This window comes from Luteibacter sp. TLI7-4A (assembly GCF_056754745.1).
In genome coordinates, this window is the sequence record NZ_JBPGWO010000001.1 from 3,343,038 (window position 1) to 3,362,117 (window position 19,080).

Genomic DNA, 19,080 nt, shown 5'->3' on the forward strand with positions numbered 1-19,080 from the left:
AGGCATAATCCCGCGCCAAGCAGGCAGGAAGACTACATAGCTGTCCTCGTCACCCGGTACCGGGGCCACCTGCCTTGTCATAGCGTACGCTTCCCATGAAGGAGCGTACGATGAAGGAACGACATCGGATCTCGCGCCGAGCGGCCATATGCCGCGTGTGCGCAATCCTGTGCGCGGCGCTCGCGCCCCTGCCCTGCATTGCCGAGGCCGCACCCCCGCAACCCGGCGTCGCCCCGATCGACTGGCGGGCCTGCACACCGGACCTGGTAAGTGAGCAATGGATCACCGTCCTGGGCGAACGGCTTGAATGCGGCAGCATGCTGGCTACACCCGACGAGGATGCCACCGGAAGTGGCCGGTTCAACGTCGGTCTCGTACGGCTCAAGGCAGGACGACCCGAGCAACGAGAAGCCGCCATTTTCTTCAATTTTGGCGGCCCTGGTGCCAACCCGCTGGATTTCCTTCCACCCACCGCCTACCTCTGGGCCTCACGCTCCATCGACCATCCATTGGATGGCGACAAGCGGCGCCTGGCCGACCGCTTCGATCTCGTCGCGGTGATTCCACGAGGATTGCGTGGTGGAACCCGCTTTGCGTGTGGACCTTACCCGGAATTCCTCTCGGGGAATGACCCGGCGGTCTCCCTGGCTGACTGGAACTGGGTCGGTTTCGTACGAACCGCCAGGGCGTTTGCGGGTACTTGTGGCGAGCATTCCCTGCATCCATACGTGGGCACGCTGCAACATGTCGTCGACATGGAACATGCCAGGCGCGCCCTGAACGAGCCCGTGATGCACTTCGTCGGTACTTCTTATGGCTCCTGGGTCGGCGCCTTCTACGCGTCGATGTACCCGCGGCACAGCGGACGCATCGTGCTGGATTCCGTCATGAACTACGCCGGGACGTTCGAGCAGCAGGTCACTGATTTCCCCCCGAACGCCAGGCGCTGTTCGCGCGAAACGCCTTGCGGCCGGCCCTTGCCCGGCCCGATGTGTATGGCATCGGCAGCGATCCACGGGTGGCGATGTCCCGCTTTCGCGACATGCCATATCGGGCGCTCCGGGCGTGGCCCCTGGCGATAAACACGCCCCACCAACTGGCTGCGGCGCTGACCCTCGCGGATTGGATCAGGGCCGATATGCAGATATCCAGCGATCGTCTTATGGCGCGCTTGCGGAATCACCTCTTCAGTCCGGATACCGGCGCGAACGACGCGATCAAGGAGGCGGCGGCGGAACTGGCCTCCCGGCTGGACCAGGTGAACGATCCGACGCTGGACGACGTGGTCGACCATTCCGTATACGTCGCCGTCGTTTGCGGCGACACGCCATGGCGGAGCGATCTCAAGGCGTGGCGCGCGCTGGCCAACCGGATAGGAGCGAACTACCCGGCCGCAGGGGGCGGATCGGTCACCATGGGCCTGATCTGCGCTCACTGGCCCTCGGCGCCCCGATGGAGCCCCACGCTGACGGAACTGGCGAAGGCACCGCCGTTGCTGATGGTTCAATCCGAGTTCGATCCGGTGACGCCGCTCACGGGCGCCATGAAGGCATTCGACGCATCCCCCGATGCGTACATCGTCCTGGCGCGTGGCTCGGAAATGCATGGGCTGTTCGGCCAATCGGCGACACCATGCGTCGAACGTGCCATCGGTCGTTTCCTCCTCACCGGCGAACGGCCGGCCTCGCAACTGTCGAGCTGCGATTTCGTCGCACCGCCCGTGCGGCGAGACATCCGCGAGGTGAGCGACGCACCCACGGAAAGCGATACCCGCGACGAACTGCGGCGTCTCTATCGGCACATCTGACAGGGACGGCGCAATGTCATCGGGCCACCACGTACCTTGGTACGATGCGCCCGCCTATCGGCGACGCGCATAATCCGGGCAATCTCAGTCACGGGAATGCACACATGAACGACCTGACCGGCAAGGTCGCCCTCGTCACGGGCGCAGCCAGCGGCATAGGCCGTGCGATCGCCGCGGCCTACGCATCGGCTGGGGCATCGGTCGCCGTTGCCGACATCGCTCACGACAAGGCGAAGCAGGTGGCCGCCGATATGGAGGGACGCGCCATCGGTATCGCCATGGACGTAACCGACGAAGCACAGGTCGACGACGGCTTCGCCCGTGTGGAACATGAGCTCGGGCCGATCGATATCCTGGTTAGCAACGCTGGCGTGCAGATCATCTCGCCACTGGTCGACCTTACTCTCGCCGACTGGAAGCGCATGCTGGCCATCCACATGGACGGTGCGTTCCTCACCAGCCGTGCCGCCATGCGCCAGATGGTGGCCTCCGGCCGGGGCGGATCGGTGATCCTGATGGGATCGGCGCATTCGCACGTCGCGTCGAAATTCAAGGCACCGTACGTCGCGGCAAAACACGGCTTGCTCGGCCTTGCCCGCGTGATCGCCAAGGAGGGCGCCGCCGATGGCATACGATCCAACGTGCTCTGCCCGGGGTTCGTGCGCACGCCGCTGGTCGAAAAGCAGATTCCTGAGCAGGCGCGCGAACTGGGCATCTCCGAGGAGGAGGTCATCCGCGACGTGATGCTGCGCGACACCGTCGACGGTGAATTCACCACGCTTGAGGATATCGCCGAAGCCGCGCTTTTCCTCGCGGGTTTCGGGTCGAAGGCCTTGACCGGACAGTCGCTGGTCGTGACGCATGGCTGGCACATGCAATGATGGAACAACCGCGGGCGGCCCTGTCCAGGTGGTAGGCGCTTTCGGCGTTGTCCATCCTTTGCACTGAAGAAGTGCAGGTAGAGAGCCGGGGTCGCATCCGGCATGATCCGACAGATAGCGCGCGATGCTGCTCCTAAGGTGAAAGGACATTCCCTGAAAGGAGCTTCATCATGTACCGACGCCGCCTTCTCTGTGCCCTCCTCTGTCTGTTCGCGTATCCGGCCTCCACGTTCGCCACGACGATCGATGCCGATGCCATTCCGTGGCGGCCCTGCACGTTCGATGAAACCGGCTGGAACGCTCCAGCCCTCGTCGATCGCCTGCAGTGCGGCACCATGCAGGTGCCGTTCAACCACCGCCATCCCGACGCCGGCGAGGTCGAGGTAGGGCTGATCCGCGTCCTCGCCGGAGATCCCGCGCGACGCGAGGGTACGATCTTCTTCAACTTCGGCGGCCCCGGTGGCAACCCTCGCAAGTTCCTTCCTTCCCTGGCGGACGGGTGGAACGCGCTCGATGCGAGCGATGCCGTCTTCGGCCTCCTGCGCGCGGTGGCGGATCGTTACGACCTCGTCGCCGTCGTGCCCCGGGGCCTCGCCGGCGGCCGTATCTACGATTGTCTTGCCGGCCGCGAGGGCATTCCGTTCAACGACCTCGCGGCGGATCAGGGCGAGGACAACTGGCGTTCGGCGGAGCGGGACGCCCTGTCGTTCGCGGCCGATTGCACTAAGGACCCGTTCTTCCGGGTGGTGGATACGGAACAGCATGTCCATGACATGGAATATGCGCGCCGGCTGTTCGGTGACGCTCCACTCAACTTCTACGGCACGTCCTACGGCACGTGGGCCGGCGCATGGTATGGCGCGATGTATCCCGAACACGTGGGACGCATGCTCTTCGACTCCAGCATGGATGTCACGCGGGATTTCCAGGACGCGGTGTACACGCAAGTCGTGGGTTTGCACAATCTGTTTCTCGTCGACGCGGCACGCCCTGCGCTCGCCGCGCCGGAACGGTACGGGCTAGGGACCGATGAAGATGCGCTGCTCGACCGTGTTCGCACCATGCCGATGCGTGCACATGCCAAGTGGGCGACTTCGATCGGCAGTCCCGCCCAACTCGCCGCGGCGCTGACCATGGCCGATTGGCTCCGCGATGACCAGGCACTGGACGAACCCACGTTGACTGCGCGCGTCGCCGCGTACCGCTTTCATGCCGATGACGATACGAACGCCGAGATCCGAGACGCGGCGAACGAACTTCTGGCGTCTTACTTCTACGATGGTCCGAACCCCGCCGAAGCCTTCCTGGGCACCGATGGGCTCTCCGTCTACCGTGCCGTCACGTGTAACGACACCCCATGGACCTCCGGCTCGTCGTTCTGGCGTGCCCTGTCGCTACATACGGCGTCCCGCTTTCCCGGCGGCAGTTCCAGCGAGGCACATGGCGGGCTCACCTGCGCCAGCTGGCTCGCTCGCGGCAACATGCGTCCCGACATGGCCGTGCTGGGTACCATCCCGGCCTTCCTGATGATCCAGGCCGAATTCGATCCTGCGACCTCCCTTGCCGATGCAGACCATGTATTGGAAAGCTACGACAACGCACGCATGGTGCTGGCGAAAGGACTGCATGGTCACGGCGTGTTGATGAGCCTCGCGGCGCCGCGGTGCGTCGTGGCCGCGGCCGGCACCTATCTTCTGACAGGACGGGTACCGGATACGAAACGCGTGTCATGCGAGGCAGGGGCTGCGCGAGTCCCACGACCGGTCGACGACCGGTCGCGTGCCATCGGGAAGCATCTCGAACGCCTGAGCAAGTTCATCTGATAGGGCTGCGCGCGGATCACGTTCCTGTCCGCGCGCAACAGGAAAGATCCGTCGGCAAGAGGGTTTCCACTGACGGTGACGAGGGCATGACACTGGTTCGATTCCTCGTCATTCACCGATCCGATAACGGAGGTAGTCCGCTACCGATCCTCGGCACCAACCAATAACTTGGTCGGCTGCCCCGCCCTATAGGACATCGATGAAACCTGCCTCTCTTGGCCTGCTCGCCATGGCCCTCGCCACCTCCGTCCCTGCCCCGGCGAAATCCGTTGTTCCGCTCACCTGGACACCCTGCGACAGCGTGCCCGCGGCGGCCGCCAACGTCGCGGCCCGCATGGAATGCGCACGCCTGGCCGTGCCGCGTGACCATGCCAACCCCGCGGCCGGCACGCTGGACCTGGATGTGGTGCGAGTGAGAGCCACTGCTGAACGGGGCGCGCGCCATGACGGCACCTTGCTCCTGGAGCAGGATGAATTCGCGGGTCCCTTGGACCAGTCCGTAGCGGCGATGGCCTCGAGATGGCTCGACGGTGATGAGAACTGGCGCGACGTAGCGCGTCGCCTCGACCTGGTTGGCCTTGCGCCACGCCTCATGGACGACGCAAGCGGGAACGACTGCCTGTCGGCGACCTCACGGCTGCCCCACCATGCTTCATTGGGTGCCGACACGACCAAGGCCAACTTCGCTGTCGCAGAAAATCTCGCCCGGGCCGTAGGCACGGCATGCCAGAACGACCCGATGCATTCGCATATCGGCATGCGGCCGCGCGTGGAGGACATCGACATGCTGCGCAACGCCCTCGGCCAGTCCACGCTGCACATCCTCGGTACCGGCTACGGCGGCTGGGTGGCGACGTACTACGCCGAACGTTACCCGCGGAACGTCGGCCGCCTGTTGCTCGATAGCACATGGGATGCGGACGGCTCCATCTCCGAAGCGATGGAAGCACGCATCGCCGAACGCGGGCGGACGATCCGCCGGGCGATCTCGACCCTGGTCGGCACCCCCGGTCGTCATGGCTGGGGTACCGATGCCAGCGACATCCATCGACGCCTCGGCATGCTTCCGGCTTCGGCACATGCCGTTTGGATGCGCAACGTGGATGGCGCCCACGAACTGTCGGCCGTGCTCGCGATGGGACGCCTGTGGGAGCGTGATCCCACGCTTTCAACCGACGCGCTTCGCGGCTCCCTCGCAACGACGCGATTCGCGGTCGAGGCCAAGGACGATGGCTCCATCCGTGCCGCGGCGGAACGCCTGCTCGATCGGCTCGATGCCGAAGGGAATGGCGATCCTTACGGTTTCGGGCCCCGGGCCGACGGCATCCCACCCTCGGTCGTGGCCAGTGCCTTCGCGGCACGCTGCAACGACGGTTCGTGGGGCACGCGTCGCCGATACTGGCGCGACCGCACGCTTGAACTGAGAGATACATGGCCAGCCGGCGCCGGCAACGAGACCTTCCAGGGCATGGTCTGCAGCGAATGGCCGGGCGCCTTCGAAAAGATCATCTCGGCGCCCATGCTCCGCGACGTGCCACGGTTCCTCATGCTGCATGCTGAATTCGACGAAGAAGCACCGTTGCGCAACGCGGCGATGATGCTCAACGCGCATCCGAACGCCACCATGGTCGTGGCACGTGGCCTGCGTGCGCATGGCGTGGTCACACGCACGGACCGTCCCTGCGTGTCGGCCGTGGCCGGCCGGTTCCTCGCGGACGGCCTGCTCCCCGCCAACAAGCTGACCAATTGCAGGCTACCCGACGCTTCGCCCGCCCCCTGACGCATGGGTCAGAACATCACCTGTGCGCGCAACTCGACTATCCGGGGATCGACGCGTACATCGCGTCGATCGCTGATGGCCCGGACATAGTTACCCTGGAACTTGAGGTACTTCGTGAGGTACCAGTTCGCACCGAAGGTCCAGTCGTGTTCGGTGCCGCCCAGCGTGGGACCATCGTCCAGGTCGAGCGTGCTGTAACGGAGCACGAATTCCAGCGCGCCCCAACGACCCTTCGGCACCACGTCGGAAACATTGCCCGCGCTGTACGAGCGCGACTCGCCCGTAGCCACCCAACTGCCGAAAGCGTACCAGCCGTGCGCCTTATAGGCAGGCTTGTTCTCCAGCTTTACCCTGGCATCCAGGTATTCGCCCTGCACCGACCATGGTCCACCGATCCACAACGCCTCGAGTCCGCGGCGGTCCACGTGCTCGGCCACGCTCAGCGCACCTGAGTCGATCAGGCGCCGGGTGACAAGCCCTGCTTCCGGCAACGCTCGCAAGCGGACGCTCGGTGGCGTATAGCGGCCACGGCCGTCGCTCGTTCCATAGGGCGTTTCTCGCGACAACGATCCGCCGATATGCAGGACGTCGCCCGGCGTGTTCAGCGGTGTCCACGCCGCGCGGCCGGCCACCATGTGGCCGTCCAGGTCACCCTGGAGGTTGCCGCCGTTGTAGTAGCCCAGTTGCACGAGATAGGCCTTGCGCGTAAGCGCCCAGTCGATACCCAGGCGGCGGTTCGCATAGATGGCCTGCATGGGAAGCGACGTTTCCAGGAAGGACGTGCTGCCCGTGCTGGTATTGCCCTCGAAACCGACAGGGGTCTTCATGAAACCGATGCGCACCGCACCGGCGTCGCTACCCAGCACGGCCTTGCTCTGCAAGCGGAAGAACACGTCCAACCAGGTCCTCGCCTGGAAATCGAATACCGCCGTGGCGTCGTACACGCCCTTCTTGCGGACGAAGAAACCGAATTCCTTGCGGCGGTTGGTCTGCGCGTCCTCGTAGATGCCCTGGTCGTGCGAGAAGCGGTCCAGGTCGTACTGGTACTTCACCGACAGGCCCACGTCGGTGCCATCGGCGAACACGTAATGGGTCGGCCAGTTGGTGCGCCAGTCGTAAACGTTGCGGGCGGCATCGGCCGCTTCCGCGAGCACGGGGGCGATCAGCGCCACGGCGCCGAGGATGAACTTCTTCAAGCGGGTACCCCTTCCAAAGGCAGGCGGCGGCGCCGGCTGCGATATGAACCTGACTATACAGCGGGCATGAGAAACGACTCAACGCCCTGATACATCATCGGCAGGACACGCAAGGGCTTGAAAGCCACCGGAACTTTGCCCTTCCCGATAGGAGGCGCGCCCAGGGCGGAGGGGACTAGCGGATAAGCCGGATCTCGAACAAGGAGGGCCAGCGCTTGCCGGTCACGAACAGACGGTCGTGCACGGCGTCGTAGGCGATGCCATTGAGCACGTCATCGCCGGGATCGTCGAGTCGGGTCGTATCCATCAAGCCCTTCAGGTCGATCCAACCGACGACGTGACCCGTGGCGGGGTCGATGCGGGCGATGCGGTCGGTTTGCCAGATATTGGCGTAGATCTCGCCCTTCACCCATTCCAGCTCGTTGATGTTCCGCACCGGAACGCCGTCCGCGGTCACATCGATGGACCCGGTGCGATCGAAGTTGGCCGGGTCGAGGACACGAATGGTGGGCGTGCCGTCGCTCATGTAGATGTGCGTCGCGTCGCGGGTGAACGCCCAGCCTTCGCCGGGATAGCGGAAGCCACCCACCCGTCGGAAGCTGGCCTTGTCGTAGACGAAGGCGACACCCTCCTGCCAGGTCAGCTGTACCAGCTTCGTGCCCGTGGAGACGATGCCTTCGCCGAAATAGCCCGGCGGCGTGTCCAGCCGCTGCACCACCTCGCCCGTGGCCGGCTTCACCTTGCGGACGGTGGACATGCCACGCTCGCCGGTGCTTTCGTAAAGATAGCCGTCTTCATAGAACAGCCCTTCGGTGAAGGCTTGCGGGTCGTGCGGATAGGTATGCACCACCTTATAGCCATACACGGGGATGGTTCCGGCCGAGACGTGCGCGGCGAAGGAACCCGCGACCAGCGCGAAGAATGCGAATGCGGCGATCTTGTTCAAGGGAAGGACTTCCACGATGCGGTGATCATCGTCGACACCACATCAGGATCGACAGGCGAGGGTATGATTCTCGCATGACGACGATGCCGATTTCGCCTGCCCGCATGCCCGCAAGCCGGGGGGACACGTTGACCGGCATCGCTTGCGGCATGGGAGCGGGCGCGTTGTGGGGACTGGTGTTCCTCGCTCCCGAACTGGTGCGCGAGTTCGGGCCGCTGCAACTGAGCATCGGCCGATACCTCTGCTACGGACTGATCGCGGCGACACTCATCGCACCGCGATGGCGCTCGCTGACCGCCTTGATCGGCCGGCGCCAATGGCTGAGCCTCATATGGCTCGCCTTCGCGGGCAACACGCTCTACTACATCCTGCTATCGGCCGCCGTGCAGGTCGGCGGCATCGCCATGACGTCGCTCGTGATCGGTTTCCTGCCGGTGGCGGTCACGGTCATAGGCAGCCGCGACGAGGGTGCCGTGCCCCTCACGAAGCTCCTGCCATCCCTGCTGCTATGCGCGATGGGGGCCGTCTGCATCGGTTGGCAGGCACTGGCCGGGCCATCTGCCGGCTCGACCGGCCGACAAATGATCGGACTGGCTTGTGCCATCGGCGCGTTGGCGTCATGGACCGCGTATGCGATAGGCAATGCGCGCCGCCTGGTTCGCCTCGAACATGTTTCGGCGCACGATTGGAACCTGCTCACCGGGATCGTCACCGGCGCACAAAGCATCGTCCTGGTTCCGCTCGCGCTCGTCCTTGAAACGACAGATCACAGCCATGGCGACTGGATGCGCTTCGGCATGGTCTCGGTCGGCGTCGCCGTCCTCGCCTCCATGACGGGCAATGCGTTGTGGAACCGGATGAGCCGCCTGCTGCCGCTGACACTCGTCGGCCAGATGATCCTCTTCGAGACCATCTTCGCCTTGATCTACGGCTTTCTCTGGGAGTGGCGCTTGCCCACGGCGTTGGAACTGGCGGCGCTGGTCCTGGTGGTCATGAGCGTCGTCTCGTGCCTCGCGGCCCATCACAGGCCCGCGGACGTTCGACGGTATCCGAATCGATCGATTCAAGCGCTCCCGCGAGACGGGAGCGCTTGACGATCGATCAACGCGATATCGATCGCAGGATCAGATCGCGTAGTACATCTGGAACTCGAGCGGGTGCGTGCTCGCGCGATAACGCGTCACTTCCTGCATCTTCAGCGCGATGTAGCCATCGATGAAGTCGTCGGTGAACACGCCACCGGCCTTCAGGAAGTCGCGATCCTTGTCGAGGGCGACGAGCGCCTCGTCGAGGCTGGCGCAGACCTGCGGGATCTTCTTCTCTTCTTCCGGCGGCAGGTCGTAGAGATCCTTGTCGGCCGGCGCGCCCGGGTCGATCTTGTTCAGGATGCCGTCGAGGCCAGCCATCATCAGCACGGTGAAGGTCAGGTAGCCCGACTGCATCGGATCCGGGAAACGGATCTCGATACGACGCCCCTTCGGGCTCGACACGTACGGAATACGGCAGGAAGCCGAGCGGTTGCGTGCCGAGTAGGCCAGCATCACCGGAGCCTCGAAGCCCGGGACCAGGCGCTTGTAACTGTTCGTGGTGGAGTTGGCGAAGGCATTGATCGCCTTGGCATGCTTGAAGATGCCGCCGATATACCACAGCGCCGTCTGCGAGAGGCCACCGTAGAGGTCGCCCGCGAACAGGTTCTCGCCGTTCTTCGACAGCGACTGGTGCACGTGCATGCCCGAGCCGTTGTCGCCGACGATCGGCTTCGGCATGAAGGTGACGGTCTTGCCGGCCTGGTGGGCGACGTTCTTGATGACGTACTTCATCGTCATCAGTTCGTCGGCCTTCTTCACCAGGGTGTTGAAGCGGGTGCCGATCTCGCACTGGCCGGCGTTGGCCACTTCGTGGTGGTGCACTTCGACCACCTGGCCCAGCGACTCCAGCACCTTGCACATGTCGGCGCGCAGGTCACCCAGGCTGTCCACGGGGCTGACCGGGAAATAGCCGCCCTTCACGCCCGGGCGATGGCCGGTATTGGTACCGTCGTACTTGTAGCGCGAGGACCAGGCGGCTTCTTCCGAGCCGATCTCGTAGAACACGCGGCCCATGTCGTTCTGCCAGCGCACCGAGTCGAAGATGAAGAACTCGGGCTCCGGGCCGAAGAACGCCGTGTCGGCGATGCCGGTGGACTTAAGGAAGGCTTCGGCGCGCTTGGCGATGGAACGCGGATCGCGGCCGTAGGCCTGCATGGTGCTCGGTTCGAGCACATCGCAATGCATGATCAGCTGCTTGTGGGCGCTGAACGGGTCGAGGTGCGCCGTTTCCGGGTCCGGCATGAGGACCATGTCCGACTCGTTGATGCCCTTCCAGCCGGCGATCGACGAACCGTCGAACATCTTGCCGTCTTCGAAGGTGCCCTCGTCGATGGCATGGGCAGGGAACGTGACATGGTGGTGCTTGCCGAGGATGTCGGCGAAGCGCAGGTCGACGAACTCGATTTCCTCGTCCTGGATCAGGTTCAGCACTTTGGAAGCGGCGGACATACAAACCTCGAATGGGTATGGGGCGGAGTGCGTTTAGCAATCGCTATGCCAGCGTTTCCGCCATCGACGGACCGGCCTGGGACAAGCCCCGGCATCATAGAACGGGCGCGGGCCCCGTGTGCAAATGCACCAGATTGGTGCGTCTACTGTCCCAATGCACCGTTCTGGCCGCCTTTCAGCGTTTTTCGCGACGACCGGCCCTCATCGTTTACCCTGCGTCGCGGCTTGGGCCGCTTCCCATCACGCTGCTTCCCATCCCCAGGCGGCGGCGCATCTTCATTTCGGGTAATGGCATGACGAACGAACACGATGACGACACCCTCGACACCGGGCGACGCCGCCTGCTCGGGGGCATGGCCACCACGGGCGCGTTGCTTGCGCTGGGTGGGCTGCAGGAGGCCGTCGCCGACGGCAGGACTCCCACGGCACGGCCCGGTGGAAAGGACCTGGATGCCCTCCTCGACAAGCACATCCAGACCGTCGTGGTGATCTATGCGGAGAACCGCAGTTTCAACAACCTGTTCGGCGACTTCCCGGGCTTGCAGCAACCACTGAGCGCGGTGCCCCAGGAGCGGTACATCCAACGCGATCGCGACGGAACCGTCTTCAAGACGCTTCCGCCGATCTGGGGTGGCATGGTGCCCCATGAACAGGTCGTCGATCACAAGAGCTACAAGATCGTCGAGAAAGATATCGCCGGCTTGCCCAATGCACCCTGGGCCTTGCATACGGGCGACGGCACGCCGCTGCCGCATGGCCTGGTCACGCGCGACCTCGTGCATGCCTTCTACAACAACCAGCTGCAGATCAACGGCGGCAAGAACGACGGCTTCGTGGCCTGGGGCGACAACGGCGCGCTCACCATGGGCTACTACGCCAGCACGCCGGTGCACCTGCGCCTCTGGCGCCTCGCCGAGCAGTTCACCCTCTGCGACAACTTCTTCATGGGCGCGTTCGGCGGCTCCTTCCTCAACCACCAGTACCTCGTGGCCGCGCAGCCGCCTTTCTATCCCGATGCCGACAAGAGTCCCGCACAGTTCAACATCGCGGTGACCGAAAGCGGCGACCCCAAGGATCACCGCCTGAAGATGGCCGAGGATTCGCCGGCCAGCGCCATGCAGGGCAAACCGAAGTTCGCACACCACAATTCGCTGACGCCGGATTTCTGGGCCGTGAACACCATGGGTCCGCCCTACTCGCCCGGCTTCAACGTGGACCGCAAGAATCCCCTGCTGACCGATGCGACCAGTGCGAATACGCTGCCGCCGCAAACGCACAGGCACATCGGCGACCTGCTGTCGGACAAGGGTGTCGACTGGGCGTGGTACGCGGGTGGCTTCCAGGCCGCGCTCGATGGCAAGGGCGATGGAACGGATGGCGCCTTTCCGCAGACGCCGAACTTCCAGGCCCATCACCAGCCGTTGAATTACTTCGTTTCCCTCGCTCCTGGCAGCGAGGCGCGCAAGCGGCACCTGCGTGACGGCGGCTTGGGCGAGACATCCGCGACCAACCGCTTCCTTGCCGACGTGGACGCGGGCAAGCTACCGGCGGTGACGTTCTACAAGCCGCAAGGCAACCTCAACATGCACGCGGGTTACTCCGACGTGGAAGCGGGCGACCGTCACATCGCCAACGTGGTCCACCACCTGCGCAAGAGCGCGCAATGGAAGAACATGCTGGTCATCGTCACCTTCGACGAGAACGGCGGCTGGTGGGACCACGTCGCGCCACCCAAGGGAGATCGCTGGGGCCCGGGCACGCGCATTCCCGCGCTGGTGATATCGCCCTATGCGAAGCGCGGACACGTGGAACACACGGTCTACGACACCGGTTCCATCGCCCGCTTCATCACGCGACGGTTCAAGCTGGACACCCTGCCCGGCCTGAAGATGCGTGACGACGCGATGGTCGCCGCCGGTGGGCCGGCACCTGGTGACCTGACCGAGACGCTGGACTTCAGCCTGAAAGCATAGCCACCCGCTTCGTCGGCGCGGGTTCGCGCCAGAGGGGCACGCATCGGAAGTTCCTGCGATCAGGCGGTCGCATGGCATCGCGTGACGGGGCGGGGTGACCTGCGGCTAAGCTATGGGGCCGTCCCCCATCGGAAAGTCCCCGACGTGAACGACCTGATCAGCGCCATCCTCCTCGGCATCGTCGAGGGGATCACCGAATTCCTGCCCATCTCCAGCACCGGTCACCTGCTTATCGCCGAACGTTGGCTCGGTGCCCGTTCGGACCTGTTCAACGTGGCGATCCAGGCCGGCGCGATCCTCGCGGTCACCTTCATCTACTGGCGCACGTTGTGGAGCCTCGCCATGAACTGGCGCAGGCCGGAGACGCGCGACTACGTGCTGAAACTGCTGGTCGCCTTCCTGATCACCGCGGCACTCGGCCTGGTCGTGGCCAAGCTCGGCTTCAAGCTGCCGGAAACCGTGACGCCCATCGCCTGGGCGCTCATCATCGGCGGCATCTGGATGATGGCCGCCGAAAAGCTTGCCGCGCAGCGGCCCGAGCGCGCCTTCATCACCTGGAAGGTGGCGATCCTCGTCGGCCTGGCGCAGATTGTCGCCGGGATCTTCCCCGGAACGTCCCGCTCGGCCGCGACGATCTTCATCGCCATGCTCGCCGGTACGAACAACCGCGCCGCGGCGACCGAGTTCGCGTTCCTCGTCGGCATCCCCACGATGTACGCGGCGACCGGCTATGAATTGCTGAAGACCTTCCAGCACGGCGGCGCCGCCGGAGAGGACTGGACCGGCCTGGGCGTCGCGTTCGTGGTATCCACCATCGTCGCCTTCGTGGCCGTGAAGTGGCTGCTCGGCTACATCCGCTCGCATCGATTCACGGCGTTCGCGATTTATCGCATCGCGCTGGGCATCGCGCTGTTGCTGCTCCTGCCAGCCGGCGGCTGAGACCCGCGACAGCCGCCCACATGGACAAGGTGACCCGCTACCGCTTGCTCGACCTCACGATCGACCTCGCGCGACAGCGGGTCGAACGCGACGGCACGCCGCTGGACGTGGCGGGGCTGAGCTTCCAGCTGTTCGCTTGCCTTGTCGAGCGCGGCGACCGCGTGGTGGGCTTCGACGAGCTGATGTCGGAGGTGTGGGCACCCGCCGTGGTGAACGAGGAAACCGTGACCCAGCGCGTGCGCCTGCTTCGCCAGGCCCTGGGCGACGATGCTCGCCAGCCCCGCTACATCCGCACCGTGCGCAGCCGTGGTTATCAACTGGGTGCGCCGCCGGAACCGCTCACGGGGACCGCGCGACGCCGGCGCACGCTGTGGCCGGCGGTCGCCGCGGTCGGCATCCTCGCCGCGACATCGGTCGGCGTCGGCTTCCTCGCCCGCGAACAGAAGCCCGTGGCCGGAGCGCAACGCGACGTGCTGGACCGCGCGCGCTGGTATGCCGCCATGGGCCAGCGCGACAACAACGAACGCGCCCTCGACCTGTACGACCGCGCCCTGCGCGAAGCGCCGGACGACGTGGAAGCACTGTCGGGCGCCAGCCGTGCGCGCTCGGCGCGCAGCTGCCTGTACAACGCGGGCCCGGCGGAAGCGCGCGATGCGCTGCGGCTCGCCACGCGCGCCGTCGCCGTGAGGCCCGACAGCGCCACGGCGTGGTCCGCGCTCGGCTATGCGCGCGACTGCCTCGGCGACATTCCCGGCGCCATCGCCGGTTACGAGCGTGCGGTGCGCCTCGACCCCACCGACGACCCGAGCCGCGCCTCCGCCGCCTACCTCTACCAGGAGCAGGGCCGCCTGGCCGACGCCCTGCATGCGAACCTCGACATGCGCGGGGACCCTTCCCGCGTGCGATTCCGTGACGTGCAACTCGCCCGCGAATACGAGCTGCTGGGTTTCGACGCCGTCGCGGAGACCCGTTACAAGCGTCTCTTCGACCTCGCGCCGGACAACGTCTTCGGCAACATCGGCTGGCCCACCTTCCTTTTCGCCCATGGGCGTTTCGAGGAAGCGCGTGGCGCGCTGGCACAGGCGCGCGCGCGTGGCACCTCGCGCGCCGAGCTGGCCCAGCTGGACGGCGAACTGGCCTTGCGCCGTGGCGATCACGCGGCCGCCGTCAACGCGTTCGCCGAAGCCCGGGCACTGCGGCCCGACGCCTCCTTGCCCACCACGCTGGCGGTGCTGCATGGCGTGGCGCCGGTCGATCCGGCGTGGCTGACGCGACGCATCGCGGCCACCCGCTCGGCGCTGGCGGATGACCCCTGGCCGGCGACCCGGCTCGAACTCGCCCTGCTGCTGCAAGCGGCGGGCGATCGGAGAGGCGCGGTCGAGGCCCTCTCCGATGCCGTGGACAAGGGCTGGCGCGACGCCGGTTACCTGCGCGCGTCGCCGCTGTTCTCGCCGCTGGCTGGCGACCCCGGCTTCGACGCGGTGCTCGACACCATTGCCCGCCGTGTCGAGGCCGAACGGAACCGTGTCCTTCAGGCGCCCTGGCGGCCGCCCGACCTCGGCGCTCCCGCGCGTTAAGGCAACGACTTCAGCACGATGTCGCGGAAGATCGCCTGCGACTGGGCATGTGCGTAGCCCTGGTTATAGGCCTGGCTGGTGATCACCGCGACCAGGCCACGCTCGGGCAGCACGAAGACATAGTTGCCGCCATTGCCCCCCATCGCCCACACCTTCGTCTCCACGCCGGTGACGGGGAAGCGGAATTGCCACCAGAGGTAACCGTAATCGGCGTCGTCCCGCGCCTGTACGTGCGGCGTCAGCATTTTGGCCACCCACGCGGCTGGCAGCACCGCTTTCCCCTGCCAGCGGCCCCCGTCCGCGGCGAGCTGGCCGAGCTTTGCCAGGTCGCGCGAACGGTAGCGCGTTCCGCCACCGCCCATGCCGATGCCCTCGCTCGACACGTTCCACTTCACCTGGGAGATGCCCAGCGGCGCCTCCAGCGCCTCATGCGCGAACGACGCCAACGGCTGCTTCGTTGCCCGCTCGACCACGGCCCCCGCGACGAACGCCCCCGCCGTGCAATAGGAGAACGTACGGCCGTAAGGCGAATCCTTGGGCCGGCTCACCCACGGCGCATACCCGCGTACCGGCAGGTTGAGCGCGAAATCCAGCCAGCGCTCGGACACGTACATGCGCTCTTCGTTGCCCGTGGAGAACGAATTGTCGTCGTCGCACTCCCAGACCGAACTCATCGTCAGCAGGTCTTCGAGTGTGATCGCCTCGCGGCGGGGGTCCGGACGGTCCAGGTGGATATCGGGAAAGAACGCGTACACCGGTGCCGTCACATCGCGGATCGCGCCGCGCTGGATGGCCGCTCCCACCAGCATGGCGGTCAGGCTCTTGGTCGCCGAACGGACATCGTTGAGCAGGTCGGCGGCACCGCCGTTGAAGTAACGCTCGTAGACCAGGCGGCCGTGGTCGGCGACGACCACGCTGGTGATCTTCTTGTACGTCCCGTCGGCGATCTTGTCCTCGACGGTGGCGAGGGTGGCGGTCTTCCAGCCGAGCGCGCCGGCGTCGGCCGTGGGCCAGCCATCCTCCACCTGCTTCGGTGGCTGGTATTGAGCCGCGCTGGTGGGAAAGGCGATGGCGAACGCCAGCGCCGCAACGGCGCGGCGCATGCCGGGGAAGGACGGACGAGTGGTGGTGCGGCGCATGGTCGGGCTCCCGTGGTGGAGCCCCGAGTGAAGCGCCAGGCACCGTGAAGCGCCTGAAGTGCGTATGAAGATTTGTGAAGTAAGGGAGGCGGCGCCTACGCCACCTCCGCGATCTCCAGTGGCTGGGCCTTGCGCATGCGGGCGAGTTCCGCCTGTTGCTGTTGCACGAGCTTGCACTTCGGCTCGCTGGTGCGCTGGAACAACTCGCTGGTCCACTCGATGAAGGCTTGCACCCTCGCCGAGAGATGACGCTTCTGCGGGTAGACGATCCACAGGTTCGATCCCGTGGAGATCGTGTCGGTCATGATGATTTCGAGCAGGCCCTTCTCCAGGGCGCTCGCCGCCAGGCAATGCGGCGCCTGGATGATGCCCAGGCCGGCGATCGCCGCCTGGATCACCGACTCCCCGTCGTTGATCAGCATGTGCGCGTCGACGTCCACCGACACGCGGCCGCTCGGCGAATCGAACTGCCACTGGTAAGGCTTGCCCGTGCTCGGATGGACGAAATTCACCGAGCGGTGGTTCTTCAGGTCCTCGATCGAGGTCGGCATGCCGTGCCGCGCCAGATAGGACGGCGCCGCGCACAGGACATTGCTGAAATGGCCGATCTTGCGCGCGATCAGGCTCGAATCGGCCAGTTCGCCCATCCGGATGGCGCAATCGAAGCCTTCCTCGTTCAGGTCGAACGGGAAGTCGCACATCGTCAGTTCGAGGCGGATATCGGGGAATTTGTGCTCGAACTCGGCGAGGTTGGGGATCAACGCCGCGCGGCCGACCGCCGACGAAGCCGCCACGCGCAACTTGCCCGCCGGCTTGGTCTTGGCGTACCCAAGAGCCTCCGTGGCCTCGGTCAGGTCGGCCAGGATCTCCTTGCAACGCGTATAGAACGCGGCGCCATCGTCGCTCAACCTCAGCGAACGTGTCGATCGGAAAAACAGCCGCGCACCCAGGCTTTCCTCAAGCCGCGAGATGGCCCGGCTGACCCCCGACGGGGTCATCTGCAGGTGTTGCGCGGCGGCGGAAAAGCTCTTGGCTTCCACCACGCGGACGAAAACGCTGATCGCGGAAAAGTCTTCCATCGTCGACTCCGGGGATTGCATTCATGACTGAGCGTCACAGGCGGAATGATTGTAGACCCATTTTTCGCTTGACGAGCAAGACCTAGATTTCGCCACCTGCGACGGACCGACTTGACCTCAACCAACGTTGAGGCCGCACGCTGCGCGGCCGCCGAAAGATCTTGCATCCCCCTCGACACTCCAGGACCCGTCATGAAGAAGAAAATCCTGTTCGGTTCGACCGCCCTGGCGGTCGCCGTCGCCTCGGCGATCTGGCTGAGCTCCGGTGGCACGCCAAGCCATGCCGCCGAACCCGCCGCCGCGCCGCCGGCTCCCGAAGTGACCGTCGCCCAGGTGTTGCTGCGCCCGGTGTCGGACACCAACGCCTTCACCGGCCGGATCCAGGCGGTGGACACGATCCAGATCAAGCCGCGCGTCAGCGGCTACGTCGATTCGATCCACTTCCGCGAAGGCGCGACGGTGAAGAAGGGCGACCTGCTCTTCACCATCGACCCGCGCCCGTATCGCGCCGAAGCGGACCGCCTCGCCGCCAATCTCGCCCAGGCCAGGGCCGAAAGCAGGAACGCCGACGCCAACGCCGCCCGCGGCGCCAAGCTGGTGGAACAGCATGCGGTGTCGCGCGAAGAAGCCGACCGCCTCGATACCGCCGCCGCCAGCGCCAAGGCGCAGGTGGCCTCGGTGCAGGCCGCGCTCGATAACGCCCGCCTCAACCTGTCGTTCACCGAGGTGCGCGCCCCTGTCGACGGCAAGGTAAGCAATGCCCAGATCACCCCGGGCAACCTGGTGACCCCTAGCGACACGCTGACCAGCGTGGTTACGGTCGACCCGATGTACGTCTACTTCGATGTCGACGAACAAACCTTCCTGAAGCTGGACCGCCTGCGCCGACAGAACGGCCGTGCCCCGGAAGTGGAAATGGGCCTCGCCGACGAGCAGGGCTACCCGCACGTCGGCAAGATCGACTTCGTCGACAACCAGGTGCGTGCCGGGGCCGGCACGATCCGCTTGCGCGCCGTGTTCCCGAACGCCGACGGCGCCTACACCGCGGGCCTCTTCGCACGCGTGCAGCTGCGTAGCGGCAACATGCAGCCGCGCGCGCTGATCGACGACAAGGCCGTGGGCACCGACCTCGGCAACAAGTTCGTCTATGTCGTGGGCAAGGACAAGAAGGTCGAGTACCGCCGCGTCGCCACCGGTGCGCTGGTGGATGGCCTGCGCGTGGTCGATTCGGGCCTCAACGCGGACGACGTGGTCGTGGTGAACGGCCTGCAGCGCGTGCGCCCGGGCGTGGAAGTGAATGCCAAGCGCGTGACGATGGCCTCGCTCGTACCGGACACCGCGCGCGGCGTCGCGGCGGCGCGCCCGGCCGGCATCGACAGCGTGGCGCAGAACCAGGACTGATT

General features: G+C 65.6%; 15 protein-coding genes. 10 read left to right on the forward strand and 5 right to left on the reverse strand.

Features of this window, described 5'->3' with window-relative positions; all coding sequences use genetic code 11:
• Positions 1-110 precede the first annotated feature (110 nt).
• The 5 genes from ACR9Y6_RS14715 (at position 111) to ACR9Y6_RS14735 (ending at position 6,291) form a co-directional block, all read left to right on the forward strand.
• A complete protein-coding gene (locus ACR9Y6_RS14715; protein WP_481281952.1) occupies positions 111-1,082 on the forward strand; it encodes a hypothetical protein in 972 nt (323 codons plus the stop codon).
• Between the two features lie 56 nt (positions 1,083-1,138).
• Positions 1,139-1,807, forward strand: a complete 669-nt coding sequence (locus ACR9Y6_RS14720) for an alpha/beta hydrolase (protein ID WP_481281953.1) — start codon at positions 1,139-1,141, stop codon at positions 1,805-1,807.
• Positions 1,808-1,911: 104 nt separating this feature from the next.
• Positions 1,912-2,688 (forward strand): 3-hydroxybutyrate dehydrogenase, encoded by a 777-nt coding sequence (locus tag ACR9Y6_RS14725; RefSeq protein WP_481281954.1) that lies wholly within the window; start codon positions 1,912-1,914, stop codon positions 2,686-2,688.
• Between the two features lie 170 nt (positions 2,689-2,858).
• Complete coding sequence (locus ACR9Y6_RS14730) at positions 2,859-4,511, forward strand: alpha/beta fold hydrolase (RefSeq protein WP_481281955.1); 1,653 nt, start codon at positions 2,859-2,861, stop codon at positions 4,509-4,511.
• Positions 4,512-4,710: 199 nt separating this feature from the next.
• Complete coding sequence (locus tag ACR9Y6_RS14735) at positions 4,711-6,291, forward strand: alpha/beta fold hydrolase (protein WP_481281956.1); 1,581 nt, start codon at positions 4,711-4,713, stop codon at positions 6,289-6,291.
• Positions 6,292-6,299: 8 nt separating this feature from the next.
• Here the strand turns inward: ACR9Y6_RS14735 and ACR9Y6_RS14740 are convergent, their stop codons facing one another.
• Positions 6,300-7,487 (reverse strand): OprO/OprP family phosphate-selective porin, encoded by a 1,188-nt coding sequence (locus tag ACR9Y6_RS14740; RefSeq protein ID WP_481281957.1) that lies wholly within the window; start codon positions 7,485-7,487, stop codon positions 6,300-6,302.
• A 175-nt stretch (positions 7,488-7,662) separates the two neighbouring features.
• On the reverse strand, positions 7,663-8,433 hold the full coding sequence (locus tag ACR9Y6_RS14745; RefSeq protein ID WP_481281958.1) for a glutaminyl-peptide cyclotransferase: 771 nt from the start codon (positions 8,431-8,433) through the stop codon (positions 7,663-7,665).
• 74 nt (positions 8,434-8,507) lie between these two features.
• Between ACR9Y6_RS14745 and ACR9Y6_RS14750 the strand changes: the two genes are divergently transcribed.
• A complete protein-coding gene (locus tag ACR9Y6_RS14750) occupies positions 8,508-9,527 on the forward strand; it encodes a DMT family transporter (protein ID WP_481281959.1) in 1,020 nt (339 codons plus the stop codon).
• A gap of 30 nt (positions 9,528-9,557) precedes the next feature.
• Here the strand turns inward: ACR9Y6_RS14750 and glnA are convergent, their stop codons facing one another.
• Positions 9,558-10,970, reverse strand: a complete 1,413-nt coding sequence (gene glnA, locus ACR9Y6_RS14755; RefSeq protein WP_481281960.1) for a type I glutamate--ammonia ligase — start codon at positions 10,968-10,970, stop codon at positions 9,558-9,560.
• Between the two features lie 293 nt (positions 10,971-11,263).
• Between glnA and acpA the strand changes: the two genes are divergently transcribed.
• The 3 genes from acpA (at position 11,264) to ACR9Y6_RS14770 (ending at position 15,459) form a co-directional block, all read left to right on the forward strand.
• A complete protein-coding gene (gene acpA, locus ACR9Y6_RS14760; RefSeq protein WP_481281961.1) occupies positions 11,264-12,943 on the forward strand; it encodes an acid phosphatase in 1,680 nt (559 codons plus the stop codon).
• Positions 12,944-13,087: 144 nt separating this feature from the next.
• The gene (locus tag ACR9Y6_RS14765; protein WP_306848447.1) at positions 13,088-13,882 is read left to right on the forward strand and encodes an undecaprenyl-diphosphate phosphatase; all 795 of its coding nucleotides are present in this window, start codon (positions 13,088-13,090) and stop codon (positions 13,880-13,882) included.
• 20 nt (positions 13,883-13,902) lie between these two features.
• Positions 13,903-15,459, forward strand: a complete 1,557-nt coding sequence (locus tag ACR9Y6_RS14770; protein WP_481281962.1) for a winged helix-turn-helix domain-containing protein — start codon at positions 13,903-13,905, stop codon at positions 15,457-15,459.
• On the opposite strand, the gene ACR9Y6_RS14775 is transcribed toward ACR9Y6_RS14770, so the two are convergent.
• Both ACR9Y6_RS14775 and ACR9Y6_RS14780 read right to left on the reverse strand, forming a co-directional pair.
• Positions 15,456-16,598 (reverse strand): serine hydrolase domain-containing protein, encoded by a 1,143-nt coding sequence (locus ACR9Y6_RS14775; RefSeq protein WP_481281963.1) that lies wholly within the window; start codon positions 16,596-16,598, stop codon positions 15,456-15,458. The two genes, ACR9Y6_RS14770 and ACR9Y6_RS14775, sit on opposite strands and share 4 nt — an antisense overlap.
• 95 nt (positions 16,599-16,693) lie before the next feature.
• Positions 16,694-17,677, reverse strand: coding sequence for a LysR family transcriptional regulator (locus ACR9Y6_RS14780; protein ID WP_481281964.1), 984 nt, complete (start codon positions 17,675-17,677; stop codon positions 16,694-16,696).
• Between the two features lie 192 nt (positions 17,678-17,869).
• On the opposite strand from ACR9Y6_RS14780, the gene ACR9Y6_RS14785 reads away from it, so the two are divergent.
• The gene (locus ACR9Y6_RS14785) at positions 17,870-19,078 is read left to right on the forward strand and encodes an efflux RND transporter periplasmic adaptor subunit (RefSeq protein WP_481281965.1); all 1,209 of its coding nucleotides are present in this window, start codon (positions 17,870-17,872) and stop codon (positions 19,076-19,078) included.
• Positions 19,079-19,080: the final 2 nt, after the last annotated feature.